We start from the raw sequence: 15,284 nt of genomic DNA, 5'->3' as shown, positions 1-15,284 counted from the left end.
TTGTAATGGACAAGTCTGTCGTGAAAAAGCTGCTGACCGGAATGCTGGTTTTGGTGATGGCCCTTTCGATTTATGTACCCCAAGGTGTCGCTCAAGCGCAAACCCCGCCCTCCTCGGACAACTTTTATAACGTGTTGATGCAAGACGGCGCCGATCCTTGGATGATGAAGCATACCGACGGCTGGTATTATTTCACGAAGACGACCGGCGGCAACGTTACTTTATGGAGATCCAAAACGATTACCGGGGTGGATGCGGGAGATTCCAAAGTCGTCTGGGCGCCGCCCGCGAATACGCCTTATAGTCAGAATATTTGGGCGCCCGAGATTCACTTTTTGGATCACAAATGGTACATCTACTTTGCGGCGGATGACGGCCATAATGAGAACCATCGCATGTATGTGCTCGAGAATGACAGCGCGGATCCCTTCGCCGGGACGTGGACATTCAAAGGGAAGATTGCCGACTCGACCGACCGTTGGGCGATTGACGGAACGGTTCTGGAACTGGGCGGGAACAAGTATTTCATTTGGTCCGGTTGGGAAGGCACGACGAACGTCAAACAAAACCTCTACATCGCCCGTATGACCAATCCCTGGACGATCGGATCGGACAGGGTGCTCATTTCAACCCCTACTTACCCGTGGGAGACCAACACCGATCCCCAAGTGAACGAAGGACCGGAAGTCATCGTGAAAGGCGATACCGTGAATCTGGTGTACTCGGCGAGCGGAAGCTGGACGGATAAATACTGTCTGGGCCTGATTACGGCTTCCGCATCCGGCAACCTGTTGGATCCGTCCTCCTGGACGAAGAAGAATACGCCGATCTTCCAAAGCGGCAACGGAGCTTACGCTCCTGGCCACAACAGCTTCGTGAAATCCCCGGACGGGAGCGAAGACTGGATCATCTATCATACTGCCCGGTACCAGGGAGCCGGCTGGAGCCGCAATATTCGTGCGCAGCCGTTTACCTGGAATCCGGATAACACCCCCAACTTGGGAACGCCGGCAGCCCCGAACGTTCCGATCCCTCTTCCATCCGGAGAACCGTCACGTGTGCGGTATGAAGCGGAGGACGCGGTGCTGGCCAATGGCCCGAGGGTCGTGGATGAAGGAAGCGCATCCGGCGGCAAGAAGGTCGGATTCAAAGATAACCTCGACAGTTATATCGAGTTTACGGTTAACGTCGAGAACGCCGGCTACTATGTTCTGGCAGCCCGCACGGGGACAGGCATTGGCGGCTGGGCGCTGGATTCCCTTCAGGTGAATGGCGGTGACGCGGCCAACTTCTACGTGATCAATTCCGGCTGGAACCATTGGGGGATCGCAACCGCGAATGTCTATTTGCAAGCAGGAGAAAACAAAGTCCGCTTTACGAAAAAAGTGGGCTATGCCGAATACGACAGTCTCGATGTATTCCCCGGAATGAAGCCGACGCTTTTCCCGACGGACAGCGGGATATCTGGAACAGACAAAGTAGGTCCCATGACGGATAATTTCAACGACCCGATTCTGGGCAAGCATTGGATCGTTGGCCCCGGCGAGGGACAGGAAAATCCCGACTTCTGGTCGTTAACGGCGAACAAAGGATTTCTGACCATTACCACGCAGGATTCCGACGTTTATGAAGGACGGAATCAACCGTTGAACTTTTTCCTCCGCCAGGCTCCGAAGGGAGACTACGAGTTTACGACCAAACTTGATTTCTCTCCCGAAAGAGGGTACGAACAGGCCGGACTGACGGTTTGGAACGGACCGGATAATTTCATCAAGCTGTCATTCGTCTTTACGGATCGCAAAGTATTCGAAACGGCGATGGAATCGGAAGGGCGCTATTTCGGGGTCACGACGCCGAACGATATCGGGGACAATGTGTATCTGAAAATCAAGAAGGAAAGGAACACCTACTCTTTCTTCGCAAGCGGGGACGGAGAGCAATGGAACCCCATCGGGATACCGTTCGAAGCTTCCTACGGAAATGAACAGATCGGATTGTTTGCCATCTCTCCTGTCAGCGGCAGGCATATTCCCGCGAAGTTCGATTTCTTTAAAATCAAGAAGTAACGGATTAGGACTTGATACGGGAAAGAAGCATTCGAAAACATTCGAATGCTTTTTTCTTCGTTTCGCGTCAATCAAATACTCGACAGAAACTCCTCATAAGCGGCGATCATTTTATCCATTTTGGCGTCCAGATCCTCGTCTATCGTTTGCAGCTCCGGATGCGCTCGGAAATACGCAATCGATTGCCGTATGCCATGCTCGAAATTCATTGTTGCATGGTAGCCGGGAACGAATGCTTTGATTTTCCGGTTATCTACGACATAGCTGTAGCTTGCATCCCCGAACAACCCCGCTTTGAACTCAGGCAAAAATAATGAAATGCACTCCGACGTCATGTGAATGACTTTAGGCTTGATGCCCACGGCTTGTCCAATGGCAGTCAAATATTGATCCCACGTTTTAACCTCGTCCGATGTAATGTGAAACGCCTGACCCAATGTCTGCGTGTTGCCTAATAATCCAACCAGCCCTTTGGCAAAATCAGTATTATGCGTAATCGTCCACAGAGAAGTACCGTCGCCGGGAACAATGATCTTCTTCCCTTTCCGGATACGATCGATCAGTGTCCATGGATGAGCCCCGCTTGTAATGGCAAAAGGAATGGTCGTTTCCCCATAGGTATGCGAAGGTCGAACGATCGTCGCGGGGAACCCTGTTTCACGGTATGCTTTCATAAGCCGCTGCTCGCAGGCTATCTTATCCACGGCATAGTCCCATCCCGGGTTATGCTGGGGAGCGGATTCATCGAAGATATAATAGCTTGGCGGCCTTTGGTAAGTAGCCACCGTACTAATGAAGATGTACTGATTCGTTTTTCCTTCGAACAGCTGAATGTCCCGTTCGATTTCCTCGGGCTTGAAGACAATCCAATTCACCACCGCGTCAAAATGTTTATCCTCGAGCAGCGCCTGCATTTCCTCTTTATTGTTGATATCCCCGCGAAGTACGGTTGCGCCCTCCGGCACGAAACGGTCCCGATTGCCTCGATTCAGAAGATACAAATCAAACCCCTGCTTTACGGCCAAATTTGATGCTGCCGAGCTTATGAGGCCTGTTCCTCCGATAAACAACGCTTTCATGGCTATCACTCTCCTGTTCAGTACCGATATTCCTTCAACGTGGAGAAGCCCAACCCAATTCTCTCCGTTACTCATACATTGAGGTGAGGGGAACGGAGGGATTCGGCTTTGGCTCATTTTATCAGCAGGAAGTACGGAGTTTCAATCGTCACTTGCACGAACCGCCCCGAGTTTTTTACGAACCTTCTGAAAAACTATAAAAATCAACGCTATAGGAATAAAGAACTGATCATCGTTTTAAATAACGATAGTATGCACTTGGACGATTACCGCGATAAGGTTGCACAGTATCCGAACGTTTCCGTCTATCAGTTACCCGAGAGCGTGTCTCTGGGCCGCTGCTTGAATCATGGAATCGCCCATGCCAAGCTTCCTCTCATCGCCAAATTCGATGACGACGATTATTATTCGCCGTATTATTTGTTGGAGCAAGTGAAGGCTCTTGTTCGCAAACGCAGCGACGTTGTCGGCAAACACGCATGTCTCGTCTACGTTGCCGCCAAAAAAAAGCTGATCATCCGGTCTCCCAGCCAAAAAAATAAATTCCTGACGTTTGTGCAAGGCGGAACGATATTGTTCAGGATGCGCGTTTTTAAAAAAGTGCGCTTTGCGAATCGTACGGTAGGCGAAGATGTGAAATTTTTGAGATCGTGCAGAAAAAAGGGCTTTAAAGTGTACGCCACCTCCCCTTTTAACTACGTCTACATCCGCAGAAAAAACAAGAAGAGCCATACATGGAAAGCCAATGATCGTTTCTACCTGGCAGGAAGCAGGCACGTAGCGAAAACACAACAATTCCGTAGAATCGCGATTCGGAAAATGTAAAAGTTTTTCCGCGGAGGCAGCTGGGAGGGTACGCCAGAGGCCGCATAATGCCAAGAGGAGCAGTTGCCAGTGCAACTGCTCCTCTTATTCGTACAACCAACTCTGTAAAATTCAGAGCGACTATTTCTCCAACTCATAGCGGGTCGCGATTATGCCCGAGGTTAGACGATCACGCGGTAGTGAAGATGAATGATGCCGCTTCGGAGACGGCGCTCACCGAGCAGCTCGAGCCGCATGCGGAGGTTATCCGGCAATGCCCGCTTGCCTCCACCCAAGACGATAGGATTAAGAAGCAGATGACACTCGTCGATCAGACCCGCGCTCATCGCCCGCTCTGCCCGTAAAGGTAGGTGCCGATCGGCCGCTGAAATTCAGTCCAGAACGCAAACTCCTCGTCAGCGGAGATCGACCACTCGAGGTTGCCGCGCTCGTCCTCCATGTTCCCGTCCAAAGATACGTTAATCGGATAGATCAGCTTAGCCATGATAATAAGGCCCTCCAATTATCAGTTTCCAACGAGACTAAGTCCTGCTTGCCCTATTTAGGATAACATATATTGGAAGAATTTTGCCCGTTAACCTAATAAGTAATTTAGTGAGTGATTACTCACTTCTCAGATCGCGAACAGCATGTTAAGATGGGGATACCATCCAAATGAGTGATTACTCACATTTTACACGGGGAGGTATCCTGATGCAGCAATCCAACGCATCGCGAAACGATACCGTGATCGATCTGCACGGCGTCTCGCGACGATTCGGCGCCAAGACCGTACTTGATGGCATCACGCTTCAAGTCTGCCGCGGTGAAATCTTCGGACTTCTCGGCCCTTCGGGTTCCGGCAAAACGACGCTGATCAAGCTGATCACCGGAATCGACAAGGCCGACAACGGCGAGGTCCTCATGCTCGGCGAGAAAATGCCGAAGCTTGCGATGCTTCAACGATTTGGCTACATGGCGCAGTCTGACGCCCTCTATCAAGAGCTGACCGCGCGCCAGAACCTGCAATTTTTCGCTTCCCTGTACGGACTCGCGGGGGCGCGCCAACAAGAGCGGATCCAGGCGGCCATGGCGGTCGTCGACCTGCTCGACCATCTGAACAAACCGGTCGCCGCTTACTCCGGCGGCATGAAGCGGCGTCTTTCGCTCGCCATCTCGCTGCTCCATGAACCGGAAATCCTCATCCTAGATGAACCGACGGTGGGCATCGATCCGGTGCTTCGCCAATCCATCTGGAAAGAGCTGATGTCCATGCGCGACAGCGGCACGACGATCATCCTGACGACCCACGTCATGGACGAAGCGGACAAATGCGACCGGATCGGCCTTATCCGTGACGGCAAGTTGAATGCGGTCGATTCGCCGGAAGGGCTCAAAGCCGCGAGCGGCACCGATACGATCGAAGAAGCATTCATCGTCCTCGGGGGAGGTGCCCGGGCATGAGAACGCGCGCGCTCGCACTGCGTATCATTCGGCAATTCGTCCGGGACAGAAGAACGTTAGCCTTGCTGCTGCTGGCTCCCCTGCTCGTCTTGACGCTCATGCACTTCGTCTTTAACGGGAATCAGGTAAAGCCGGACATCGGCACGGTCGGCCTCCCAACGGCGCTGGCGGGAAGGATCGATCCCAATGCCGCCAACGTCACTTCTTATCCGGATGCGGCTTCGGCGGAACAAGCTTTGCGGGACGGCAAACTGGACGCCGTCTTCTCCCTCTCGGACGGAAAACCTTCTATCCGCATGGAAGGAAGCGATCCCTCCATGAACAAAGCGGTCATGCTGGTCTTGCAAAATACGATTCAGGCCGATATGCTGACCATACAGCCTTCGATCACGTATTTGCACGGAAACGCCGACTTGTCCTCTTTCGACTCCTTCGGCCCCGTGCTCATCGGCTTTTTCTCATTCTTCTTCGTTTTCCTGCTGGCCGGAGTCGCCTTCCTTCGCGAAAGAACGACGGGAACGCTCGAGAGGCTGCTTGCGACGCCAATCCGCCGGTCGGAGGTCGTCGCCGGTTATTTGCTCGGATTCGGCCTGTTCACCTTACTGCAAGCCACGCTGATCGCCTGGTATTCGATCGGGGTTCTCGGCATGTACATGGACGGCTCGGTCTGGCTCGTGCTGCTCATGAACCTTTTACTGACGCTCACTGCACTCACGCTGGGTACGTTGCTCTCCTCGTTCGCGAGTACCGAGTTTCAGATCATCCAGTTCATCCCGTTGGTCATCGTGCCTCAGGTGTTCTTCTCGGGCTTGTTCAACCTGGAGGCCATGGATCCCTGGCTGCAGAAGCTAAGTTACGTCATGCCCTTGTATTACGGCGCGGACGCCATGCGCGGCATCATGCTGCGGGGCGAAGGTTTCGCCGATATTCAGATCGACGTTTACGTTCTGCTCGGCTTCTCCGTCGCTTTCGCCTTGCTGAATATCGCGGCGCTCAGAAAGCAGCGGGCGATTTAACCGGAAGTTCTTGAAGGAGCGCAACCGTATGACCCAATCGATGGAGCCCTGGATGGAAGAACTGCTGAACGCATCCTCCTCCGGGGATAACATGACCGAAAAACAAAGCCGGATTTTCGAAGCGGCGATTGAGGTTTTCGCGGAGAAAGGCTATTCGGCTTCGTCAACGAGCGAAATCGCCCAGCGCGCCGGCGTCGCGGAAGGAACGATTTTCCGCCATTACAAAACGAAGAAGGACCTGCTTCTCTCGATCGTAGCCCCGGCGATGGTCAAATTGATGACGCCGTTCGTTCTGCGGGAATTCCGCAGCGTCCTGCAGACGGATTTCGAGACGTTCGACGGGTTCCTACGGGCGATGATCGAAAACCGGATCGAGTTCCTCGAGAAGAACCAAAGCCTGCTTCGAATCCTGCTGCAAGAGCTGCCTTTCCACGAGGATTTAAGGGAGCAGTTTCTCAAAATCATCTTCACGCAAGTGAAGGAACGCATCGAAAAAGCCATAGACCGCTTTAAAGACAAGGGACAATTGATCGACCTCCCGACAACGACACTGATGCGCTTGGCTGCCTCGGCCATCGGCGGGTACATTTTCATCCGCACCTTCTACGGCACCCGCGAAGGCGCCGATTGGGACGATGCCAAGGAAAGACAAGCGACGATCGACTTCATCATGAAAGGTCTTGCTCCGAACCCATGAACGCTGAACAACAGTCCGGCGGCGTGTTTCCGCGAACGCCGCCCATCGCACCCATCATCCCGCTCACCGTCGGCATGATCGCCATTTCCTTCGCCCCGATTCTCGTCAGGTATTCGGACGCTCCAGCATCCGTGCAGGGCATGTATCGGATGCTATTCACTTTGCTCCTGATGACCCCGTTTGGCGCGAAGCAGCTGCCCGGTATCCGTTCCATTTCGTGGAAGGATTGGGCGCTGCTCGGCGTGGCGGGGCTTTTCTTGGGCGTCCATTTCCTGCTGTGGATGGAATCCATCGATTATACGTCCATCGCCAGTTCGACGATCATCCTGTCTCTGGAGCCCGTTCTCGTCATGATCGGCTCCTTCGTCTTCTTCAAGGATAAGCCGGCCAGAGCCGCGGTGATCGGACTCGTGATCGCGTTCGCGGGGGTATGCTGCGTGGGATCCGGGGATTCGGGCGTGTCCCGTTCGGCGTTGCTCGGCGACACCCTCTCCTTCCTGTCCACGCTCGCGATCGCCGTGAACATGCTCCTTGCGAAGCGCATATTAACGCGGGTATCCTCCTATTTGTACAGCTTAGCCGTGTTTACCGTCGCTTTTTTGTTTTTCGCCGTCTACAACCTGGCGACCGACACTCCGTTCTTCGGGTATCCCGGCAAGGAATGGCTGATATTCCTGCTGCTCGCGATCGTGCCCACGGTGCTCGGCCACATGATTTTCAATTGGCTTTTGGCTTACGTGAGCGCCACGACGATCTCCATGAGCGTGTTCGCGGAGCCGGTCGGGGCGAGCCTGCTGGCCATCTTTCTGTTCAGTGAAATGATTTCCGTCTCCCAACTGGTCGGAGGTATCCTGGTCATCGTTGGACTGTTGCTTTATTTGAAGCCGCAGAAGGAAAAAAGCGAAGGGTAACGGCAGGAGAAAATGGAAAACTTAAGAGGACTACTGCCGCAAGGGGGACCCTCTTATGCTCACGGATCGGACGGTCCTCATCGCCGTGACCGTCGTGACTGCAATCCTGCTTGTCCTATTCACCCCGCGAGACCGCATTCGGGAAGCGCAACTCGTCTATTTGTTCAAACTGCTCATTACATGGCTGGTCGGATTATTGGTTTCCGAGTATGGTCTGATCCGATATCCCGTGCGGGAATTCCCAAACGCGACCGCGAACAACTTCACCTATGAATATTTCATCTATCCGGCCATTAGCATCGTGTTCGTGCTCCGGTTTCCTGAGCGAAAATCCGTTTGGCATAAAATCGGTTGGTATCTGCTGTTCCCTTCGTGGATGTCGGCGTTGGAATGGATGATCGAAAAGCATACCCAACTCATCGATTACGTCCACTGGTCATGGTATTGGACTTGGCTGTCCTTGCTCGCGACTTTCTATCTGTCCCGCCTTTATTACGTTTGGTTTATGAAAAGGGGCATTCCCGCGAAAAAACCGTGACGAAATCCGATCCGCTTGGTACGATATTTCTCGACGTCCAATCCATCGGTTCGACTCGGGAGGTACCATGCTCGCAATTGCATTTTCCATCTTTCTTCTTACTCTTATCTTCGTCATTTGGCAGCCCAAGGGACTCAGTATCGGCTGGTCGGCCTCCTGCGGCGCCATTCTTGCCCTGCTGTGCGGAGTCGTCGATTTCGGCGACGTCCGCGACGTGACCCTCATTGTGTGGAACGCCACGCTGGCGTTCGTCGCGATCATTCTCATCTCCCTCGTATTGGACGAAATCGGCTTTTTCGAATGGGCCGCCCTTCATATGGTCAGACTCGCCGGGGGCAATGGGCGATTGATGTTCGCCTACATCGTGCTGCTCGGCGCGGCCGTATCCGCACTGTTCGCCAACGACGGCGCGGCGCTGATCCTCACCCCGATCGTGCTGGCGATGGTTCGGGCGCTGAACTTTCCCAAAAGGATGCTTCTACCGTTCATCATGGCCAGCGGATTCATCTCGGACACGGCATCGCTGCCGCTGGTCGTCAGCAACTTGGTCAATATCGTTTCCGCGGACTTCTTCGGCATCGGATTCGCTTCGTACGCGGCACGCATGATCGTTCCTTTTCTTTTCTCGGTAGTCGCCAGCCTGGGCGTTCTCTATCTGTTCTATCGCCGCAGCATTCCGAAGCGTTATGATCTTGCGCAGCTTAAGCAGCCGAGAGACGCGATCAGAGACGTTCGGCTTTTCCGAATCTCCTGGGCGGTGCTCGCCGTATTGCTCGCCGCCTATCTTTCAAGCGGTTACCTGGGCGTCCCCGTCTCTTTCATCGCTTGCGCGGCGGCTGCCGTCTTCCTCCTGCTGGCACGTCAAAGCGGCGAAATCGACTCTGGCCGGCTCGTGAAAAACGCGCCTTGGACGATCGTCGTGTTCTCGATCGGCATGTATGTCGTCGTCTATGGTTTGCGCAATGTCGGCCTGACCGACCGGCTCGGGGACGCCTTCTCCTGGCTGGCCGATCAGGGACTGTTCGCGGCCACGGTCGGCGGAGGCTTCATCGCGGCCTTCCTCTCTTCCGTCATGAACAACCTGCCGACGGTGATGATAGACGCGCTCGCCATCCATGGTGCAGAGCCGGCCGGCGCGATTCGGGAAGCGTTCGTTTACGCGAACGTCATCGGTTCCGATTTGGGACCGAAAATCACGCCGATCGGCTCGCTCGCCACCCTGCTTTGGCTTCATGTCCTCTCAGGCAAAGGCGTCAGAATCGGCTGGGGCTACTATTTCAAAGCCGGGTTCCTGCTGACCGTCCCGGTTCTGTTCATCACCCTCTGCGCGCTTTATCTCAGCATCCGCTGACTTGTATAAACGAGAAGAGCAAGCCCGATTCGGGCTTGCTCTTCTCAACATTCAGACGCTTCGTTTTAACCCGCCGTGATTTCGAACGATTCGCCCGGCGCGAGCACCATGCCTTCCTGATCCTGCTCTTCGAGCCTGCGGACGAAATTCTCCGCGTCCTGGCGAATCGGCGGGAAGGAATTGTAATGAACCGGGACGACAAGCTGGGCGCCGTACCATTCCGCAGCCTGCAGCGCGTCGTCCGGTCCCATCGTGAAATGGTCGCCGATCGGGATGAAAGCGACGTCGATCTTATGACGCTCGCCGATCATCTTCATGTCGGAAAACAGCGCGGTATCCCCGGCATGCAGGACGGTGATTCCTTCGGCTTCGATGATGAACCCGGCCGGCATGCCGCCGTAGATGATGGTTCCATCCTCCAACGTGATGCCCGAGCTGTGGAACGCCTGGATCATTTTCGCTTTCGCGAATCCCATGTCCACCGTTCCCCCCATGTTCATGCCGATCGTCTTCAGCTCTTTCCCGGACATGTAACTCGCCAGCTCTACGATCGCCACGACCGTGGAATCGTTGGCTTTGGCAATCGGCTCCGCGTCAAGGATATGGTCCACATGCCCATGCGTGAGCAGAATGTATTCGGCTTTGATGTCCTCCGGCTTCGTCACCGCGATCGGATTTCCTCTCAAGAAAGGGTCAATCACAAGCGATTTTCCGCCCGTTCGGATTTCGACGCAAGAATGTCCATGATACACGATTTCCATTTCGTATTTCCTCCTTAGGATTGAATTCGCGGCGCTCGCCGCTATTCTTTGAACTTCTTCCAATCGGAACGGCTGTTGTTCAGCAAATACTCGAAATCGTTCTCCAGCCGCTTCTCTTCCGCCAGGCGTTCTTCCTTCTCCCGCTGCCTGCGTTCCTCTTGGCGCTTCGCTTCCTCCGCTTTCAGCGCCTCTGCCTGTGCCTTCAGCTTGGCAACGGTCTCGGCTCCGAGCAAGTCCTTCAAAGTCGCCGGTTTGTCTGACGCAGGCGGAGCCGGCGCGTTCGCTCTTTTCTTCTTCGCGCTCATGGCGATCACCTCGTAAAAGCTTTCTTGTGAAACCGTTCGATGTGGCGAAACAAACTCTCCCCCCGGTCCGACGGTTGAAAATCCGGGTCAAAAGGCAGGTACATCGCGCGGTATGTTTCCGGCACCCAGATATAATGGTGGACGTATTCGGTGGCAATGAAACCGCAGCTTTCCCAGAACCGTACTCGGTCTACGTTTTCCTGCCCGGGATCAGCTTCTGCCTCCAGCAGCAGGCCGGCCAGCTTCCGCTCTCCGCTCCTTGCCCATGATTCCAATTCCCTTACGAATGTCCGGCCGATTCCCTGCCCCCGCTTACCTTTCCGTACGGCCAAGTAATCGATCACGAGCCAATCCGACTCCGGCAGCAGGCCGTCGATCGCCATAGCGGACACTTCCCCGCCGTCAACCTCTACGTGCAAACGGCTCAACTTCTTGGCGAACATCCCGGCAATAATGTGATCCGGCTTGCGGCCCTCTCTGGGAAAGGCTTCGTCGTACAGCTCCATCGCCTGCCTTCCGTAAGGCGAGTCCAAGCCGTCGTAGGTGTGGAAAGCCATGCCGATCCCCTTTCTTCATCCGAATCTCTTTGATCTCCGCCATTTGGGGTAAGTATTACATAACTTGCTTGCCCGCGTAAGGGCAGCTTACTCCGGGAGGTCGTACCTTTGCTGCAGAACCGCTTTCTGCTGAACGCCGCCAAAATCATCGCCGTCCTGGTCATGATCTACCTGGCGACCAAAATCAGCTTTTTGCTGAATCCCCTTCTGAAAATGGTCCACATTTTGCTGATTCCGATGATTTTCTCCGGTTTTTTCTATTACTCGCTGCGTCCGTTGGTCAACTATTTCGCCCACCGCAAGGTGAACCGTTCATTGGCGATCTTGTTCGTCTATTTCGTTCTGACCGCTTTGATCGCCCTGCTGGGCATGGTCATTTGGCCCATTCTGCTGGATCAGGTCCAGACGCTGACGGACAACCTCCCCAGCCTGATCGAAGGATTCCGCAGCCAAGTGGAGCAACTCCAGCACAACCGTTTCCTGTCCATGTTCGCGAGCGGAAGGAGCGACTGGTCCACCCGTCTCTCCGGTTATTTGGACAACAGCGTACAGGCGATCACGGATTATGTGTCCCAATCCCTTGTCATGCTGTCGAACTTTTTCCTCGTCGCGGCCACCGTACCGATCATCGTCTACTACCTGCTCAAAGAGGGAGAGCGTCTTCCCGGCATCCTGCTCCATTTCGTGCCCAGGGCGTACCGGAAAGAAGGCCGAAACATGCTATCCGATATGGATGCTGCGTTAAGCGGCTATATCGTCGGACGGATCATCGTCACGTCGATCCTCTCGGTCATGCTGTACGTCGGCTTTTTGCTGGTGCATTTGCCCTATGCGCTGCTGCTCGCCGTCATTTCGTTCTTATTCAACCTGATCCCCTATATCGGGCAGTTCATCGGCGCGGTCCCCGTGCTGATCGTCGCGTTCATCGATTCGCCGGCCAAAGCGCTATGGATCCTCGTGATCATGACGGCCATCCAAATCATCGAAGGCAACGTCATCTCTCCGCACGTTTACGGGATGAAGCTGGATATCCACCCATTGACGACGATCCTCGTGCTGCTCATCGGCGGAGACCTGCTAGGCCTCGTCGGGATTCTTGCCGCGATTCCGATCTACATGCTGCTCAAAATCCTGATCTTGTACGTTTACCGGCTGTTTTTCGAGGAAAAGGTGGAAGAGTTGGTCGATTAGAAGGACGTATTTAAGCCTCCAAAATGTACGCCAACAGCAAAGCCGCCGTATTGACGATCGCGTCCGCATGCGTTCGTTCCATGCCATGGGACGCGTGTACGCCGGGACCGATCAGCGCGGCCCGAATGTCGCTGCCCCCGCGGAGCGCGGCCGAGGCGTCCGAGCCGTAATGCGGATAAATGTCGACCGCGTACGGCAGCCCTTCCCGTTTGGACAGCTCGATCAACTTCGTTGTCATCCCGTAATCGTACGGGCCAGTCGAGTCCTTGGCGCAAATCGAAACGTCGCGTTCGGTCGCGGACAGATCGTCGCCGATCGCGCCCATGTCGACCGCGATGAATTCCTCGATGTCCGCGGGAATGTGCGAGGAGCCGTGTCCGACCTCTTCGTAGGTCGAGAAAATCATTTTGACGGGACGGACGGGCGACTTGCCCTCTCGCTTCAGCCATTCCAGCACGCCGAACAGCGCGGCCACGCTCGCCTTGTCGTCCAGGTGGCGGGACTTGATCCAGCCATTATCCAGCACGCGTGTGCGAGGATCCCAAGAGATGAAATCTCCGACGGAGACGCCGAGCTTCTCGGTGTCTTCCTTCGATTTCACCGACTCGTCGAGACGGATTTCCATGTTCGCTTCTTCGCGTTTCCAATCGCGGGAATCGGTGTAGACGTGGACCGATGGCTTCGTGGACAGCACGGTCCCTTCGATCTTGCGTCCGTCCCGCGTGTGGACGAGGCAATATTCGCCTTCGACGCTATGCATATCGTAGCCGCCGATCGCGGTGAACCGGAGCTTGCCGTCGGGTTTGATCGCGCGGACCATCGCACCCAGCGTGTCGACGTGGGCGGTCAAGCCGATCGTTCCGCGTGACGGGGACGCTCCGGCGGCCGAGTTGGCTGGCGGTATCGACAAAATGCCGTTCCCCTTCGGCGTGAAGGCCATTTCGTAACCGAGCTTGGCGGCTTCTTCCGCCACCAGCTTCATGACGTCATGGCAATAGCCGCTGGGACTCGGCGTCTGCAGAATTTTACGCAGCAGCTCCACGATGTAAGAGCGGTTCAATTCAGGTTTCAAAGGCTCGGACAAGACGCCATCTCCTCTCGTCGGACTTCCTTCCTCCATTGTACCATTTTCGCCCAACCCGAAGCACGTCGCCCCGCTTGCAGACACCCGGCGAGACACGAAAAAGGCTTTACCGATTCCGCCGATGCGGGCCGATAAAGCCGTTGGTGTCGCTTATGAAACAAACGCATCCGCCTCCGCCAGCCGGAACGGAATCCGGAAACCGAAGGCCGCTCCCTTCTTCCTGCCGGCTTCGACCCAGATGCTTCCGCCCATCCGTTCCACGAGATCCCGGCAGATCGCGAGCCCCAGCCCCGTTCCCTCGTAACTCCTCCGGCCTCGTTCGTTCGTGAGCTGGGAGAACGGCAGAAACAGCAAATGGACTTTTGAAGGGTCGATACCGATTCCCGTGTCCGACACGAGGAATTCGATCCAAGCGATCGGTTCGGCTGGTGATGCCGGGGATTCTCCCTCTACGACTCTGGCTTCAAGCAGCACGGAGCCGGATTCGGTGAATTTGACCGCATTGCCGACCAGATTAAAAAGGATCTGTCCCAACCTGACGTGATCTCCGAATACGAGAGGCGGAAGTTCGGGCGACAGCTTGCCGGACAGCTCCAAGCCTTTGCTCCCCGCGGCCACGGAGAACGCATCCAGACATTCTTCCAGGCAGGCGGTGAGCGGAAACGGCTCATCGGCCAACGTGACGGAGCCGGATTCGATTTTGGAGAAGTCGAGCACGTCATTGACGACGCGGAGAAGGGCTTGTCCGCTTTTCTCCTGGACGAGCAGCATTTCCCGCTGCTTGTCCGTCAGCTCCGTCTCCAGCATGATCTGGTTGATGCCGATCATCCCGTTGAGCGGAGTGCGGATTTCATGGGTCAGGATCGCCAGAAACTCGCCCTTGATCCGATTGGCGCTCTCCGCCTCTTCCTTCGCCCGCAGTAACTCGTTCTCGGCTTGCTTTTGTGCCGTAATATCGCGGGCGACCGCGTAAATGTAACGTTTGCCGTTCACGTCCATCGGAAAGCACGTTACGCTAAGCTGCAGCGGACGGCCTTGCCGGTCCACGATGGACGCCTCCAGCTGCCTGGGCCGGTCATCCAGGGCCGACTGGCGGTATTGCTCCCGGACGGCCGCCATTTCGGCCTCGCTTCCGTACAACTCTCGGAACGTACACGGGTCCACTTCCTCAGGGGTAAACCCGGTCGCCCGGAACACGGCCGGATTCACGCTTACGATCCGGTTTTCCTCGGGATCGAAACAAATGACCAGGTCCGGACTGTTCTCGAACACGCGGATCCATCGCCGGTCACGTTCGTTCGCGAGCCGCTCGCCCCGGCGTATTCCCCAACCGATTCCCGCAACGGCCGCCGCGAAAGCGAGCACGACGGCTCCCCCCGCCAGCCATAAAACGGAAGATGAGGACAACCGTTCTGCCATTCCCAGCATCGACGCGCCTCCCTTCATCTGTCTTCCATGCT

17 protein-coding genes are annotated in these 15,284 nt (G+C 55.3%); 9 read left to right on the top strand and 8 right to left on the bottom strand.

The features are described from left to right. The first annotated feature begins 5 nt into the window (after positions 1–5). On the top strand, positions 6–2,066 hold the full coding sequence (locus EAV92_RS06015) for a family 43 glycosylhydrolase (RefSeq protein ID WP_123040221.1): 2,061 nt from the start codon (positions 6–8) through the stop codon (positions 2,064–2,066). 71 nt (positions 2,067–2,137) lie between these two features. Here EAV92_RS06015 and EAV92_RS06010 read toward each other — a convergent pair whose 3' ends face one another. Beyond that, positions 2,138–3,145, bottom strand: a complete 1,008-nt coding sequence (locus tag EAV92_RS06010) for an SDR family oxidoreductase (protein ID WP_123040220.1) — start codon at positions 3,143–3,145, stop codon at positions 2,138–2,140. Between the two features lie 108 nt (positions 3,146–3,253). Between EAV92_RS06010 and EAV92_RS06005 the strand changes: the two genes are divergently transcribed. Further along, on the top strand, positions 3,254–3,970 hold the full coding sequence (locus EAV92_RS06005; protein WP_123040219.1) for a glycosyltransferase family 2 protein: 717 nt from the start codon (positions 3,254–3,256) through the stop codon (positions 3,968–3,970). A 161-nt stretch (positions 3,971–4,131) separates the two neighbouring features. Here EAV92_RS06005 and EAV92_RS24705 read toward each other — a convergent pair whose 3' ends face one another. Next, a complete protein-coding gene (locus EAV92_RS24705; RefSeq protein WP_206424287.1) occupies positions 4,132–4,296 on the bottom strand; it encodes a dihydrofolate reductase family protein in 165 nt (54 codons plus the stop codon). Further along, entirely contained in the window at positions 4,293–4,454 is a 162-nt protein-coding gene (locus EAV92_RS24700) for a dihydrofolate reductase family protein (protein ID WP_206424286.1), read from the bottom strand. The genes EAV92_RS24705 and EAV92_RS24700 overlap by 4 nt, the downstream gene beginning before the upstream one ends. Before the next feature lie 209 nt (positions 4,455–4,663). Between EAV92_RS24700 and EAV92_RS05995 the strand changes: the two genes are divergently transcribed. The 6 genes from EAV92_RS05995 (at position 4,664) to EAV92_RS05970 (ending at position 9,926) form a co-directional block, all read left to right on the top strand. Then, positions 4,664–5,413 carry an ABC transporter ATP-binding protein gene (locus EAV92_RS05995; RefSeq protein WP_241158453.1) on the top strand — a complete coding sequence of 250 codons (750 nt, stop codon included), beginning with the start codon at positions 4,664–4,666 and terminating at the stop codon, positions 5,411–5,413. Next, a complete protein-coding gene (locus tag EAV92_RS05990) occupies positions 5,410–6,429 on the top strand; it encodes an ABC transporter permease (protein WP_123040217.1) in 1,020 nt (339 codons plus the stop codon). The genes EAV92_RS05995 and EAV92_RS05990 overlap by 4 nt, the downstream gene beginning before the upstream one ends. Positions 6,430–6,457: 28 nt before the next feature. Further along, the gene (locus tag EAV92_RS05985; protein WP_123040216.1) at positions 6,458–7,126 is read left to right on the top strand and encodes a TetR/AcrR family transcriptional regulator; all 669 of its coding nucleotides are present in this window, start codon (positions 6,458–6,460) and stop codon (positions 7,124–7,126) included. Next, positions 7,123–8,037 carry a DMT family transporter gene (locus EAV92_RS05980; RefSeq protein ID WP_123040215.1) on the top strand — a complete coding sequence of 305 codons (915 nt, stop codon included), beginning with the start codon at positions 7,123–7,125 and terminating at the stop codon, positions 8,035–8,037. The genes EAV92_RS05985 and EAV92_RS05980 overlap by 4 nt, the downstream gene beginning before the upstream one ends. Positions 8,038–8,092: 55 nt before the next feature. Continuing rightward, a complete protein-coding gene (locus EAV92_RS05975) occupies positions 8,093–8,575 on the top strand; it encodes a CBO0543 family protein (RefSeq protein WP_123040214.1) in 483 nt (160 codons plus the stop codon). Positions 8,576–8,642: 67 nt separating this feature from the next. Beyond that, the gene (locus EAV92_RS05970; RefSeq protein ID WP_123040213.1) at positions 8,643–9,926 is read left to right on the top strand and encodes an arsenic transporter; all 1,284 of its coding nucleotides are present in this window, start codon (positions 8,643–8,645) and stop codon (positions 9,924–9,926) included. Between the two features lie 65 nt (positions 9,927–9,991). On the opposite strand, the gene EAV92_RS05965 is transcribed toward EAV92_RS05970, so the two are convergent. The 3 genes from EAV92_RS05965 to EAV92_RS05955 are packed head-to-tail and all read right to left on the bottom strand — an operon-like array spanning position 9,992 to position 11,549. Beyond that, a complete protein-coding gene (locus EAV92_RS05965; RefSeq protein WP_123040212.1) occupies positions 9,992–10,687 on the bottom strand; it encodes a metal-dependent hydrolase in 696 nt (231 codons plus the stop codon). 41 nt (positions 10,688–10,728) lie between these two features. Continuing rightward, a complete protein-coding gene (locus tag EAV92_RS05960) occupies positions 10,729–10,992 on the bottom strand; it encodes a YqkE family protein (protein WP_123040211.1) in 264 nt (87 codons plus the stop codon). 5 nt (positions 10,993–10,997) lie between these two features. Next, on the bottom strand, positions 10,998–11,549 hold the full coding sequence (locus EAV92_RS05955; protein ID WP_123040210.1) for a GNAT family N-acetyltransferase: 552 nt from the start codon (positions 11,547–11,549) through the stop codon (positions 10,998–11,000). A gap of 108 nt (positions 11,550–11,657) precedes the next feature. Between EAV92_RS05955 and EAV92_RS05950 the strand changes: the two genes are divergently transcribed. Further along, on the top strand, positions 11,658–12,740 hold the full coding sequence (locus EAV92_RS05950) for an AI-2E family transporter (protein WP_241158452.1): 1,083 nt from the start codon (positions 11,658–11,660) through the stop codon (positions 12,738–12,740). A 10-nt stretch (positions 12,741–12,750) separates the two neighbouring features. Here the strand turns inward: EAV92_RS05950 and EAV92_RS05945 are convergent, their stop codons facing one another. Further along, complete coding sequence (locus EAV92_RS05945; protein WP_420888805.1) at positions 12,751–13,824, bottom strand: M42 family metallopeptidase; 1,074 nt, start codon at positions 13,822–13,824, stop codon at positions 12,751–12,753. A 150-nt stretch (positions 13,825–13,974) separates the two neighbouring features. Beyond that, the gene (locus EAV92_RS05940; protein WP_164472637.1) at positions 13,975–15,252 is read right to left on the bottom strand and encodes a PAS domain-containing hybrid sensor histidine kinase/response regulator; all 1,278 of its coding nucleotides are present in this window, start codon (positions 15,250–15,252) and stop codon (positions 13,975–13,977) included. Between the last annotated feature and the right edge of the window lie 32 nt (positions 15,253–15,284).

Origin of the sequence: Cohnella candidum (assembly GCF_003713065.1) — a bacterium.
Classification (GTDB): Bacteria; Bacillota; Bacilli; order Paenibacillales; family Paenibacillaceae; genus Cohnella; species Cohnella candidum.
Note: the sequence above shows the minus strand (reverse complement) of the source record. Positions and strands in the feature narration are given on the sequence as shown.

Bases quoted from the DNA above. Each gene is read 5' to 3' on its own strand.
- EAV92_RS05940 (WP_164472637.1), bottom strand. From the start codon at position 15,252: ATGCTGGGAATGGCAGAACGGTTGTCCTCATCTTCCGTTTTATGGCTG.
- EAV92_RS05970 (WP_123040213.1), top strand. From the start codon at position 8,643: ATGCTCGCAATTGCATTTTCCATCTTTCTTCTTACTCTTATCTTCGTC.
- EAV92_RS05965 (WP_123040212.1), bottom strand. From the start codon at position 10,687: ATGGAAATCGTGTATCATGGACATTCTTGCGTCGAAATCCGAACGGGC.
- EAV92_RS06015 (WP_123040221.1), top strand. From the start codon at position 6: ATGGACAAGTCTGTCGTGAAAAAGCTGCTGACCGGAATGCTGGTTTTG.
- EAV92_RS05975 (WP_123040214.1), top strand. From the start codon at position 8,093: ATGCTCACGGATCGGACGGTCCTCATCGCCGTGACCGTCGTGACTGCA.
- EAV92_RS05980 (WP_123040215.1), top strand. From the start codon at position 7,123: ATGAACGCTGAACAACAGTCCGGCGGCGTGTTTCCGCGAACGCCGCCC.
- EAV92_RS06010 (WP_123040220.1), bottom strand. From the start codon at position 3,145: ATGAAAGCGTTGTTTATCGGAGGAACAGGCCTCATAAGCTCGGCAGCA.
- EAV92_RS05995 (WP_241158453.1), top strand. From the start codon at position 4,664: ATGCAGCAATCCAACGCATCGCGAAACGATACCGTGATCGATCTGCAC.
- EAV92_RS24705 (WP_206424287.1), bottom strand. From the start codon at position 4,296: ATGAGCGCGGGTCTGATCGACGAGTGTCATCTGCTTCTTAATCCTATC.
- EAV92_RS24700 (WP_206424286.1), bottom strand. From the start codon at position 4,454: ATGGCTAAGCTGATCTATCCGATTAACGTATCTTTGGACGGGAACATG.
- EAV92_RS05985 (WP_123040216.1), top strand. From the start codon at position 6,458: ATGACCCAATCGATGGAGCCCTGGATGGAAGAACTGCTGAACGCATCC.
- EAV92_RS05955 (WP_123040210.1), bottom strand. From the start codon at position 11,549: ATGGCTTTCCACACCTACGACGGCTTGGACTCGCCTTACGGAAGGCAG.
- EAV92_RS05960 (WP_123040211.1), bottom strand. From the start codon at position 10,992: ATGAGCGCGAAGAAGAAAAGAGCGAACGCGCCGGCTCCGCCTGCGTCA.
- EAV92_RS05990 (WP_123040217.1), top strand. From the start codon at position 5,410: ATGAGAACGCGCGCGCTCGCACTGCGTATCATTCGGCAATTCGTCCGG.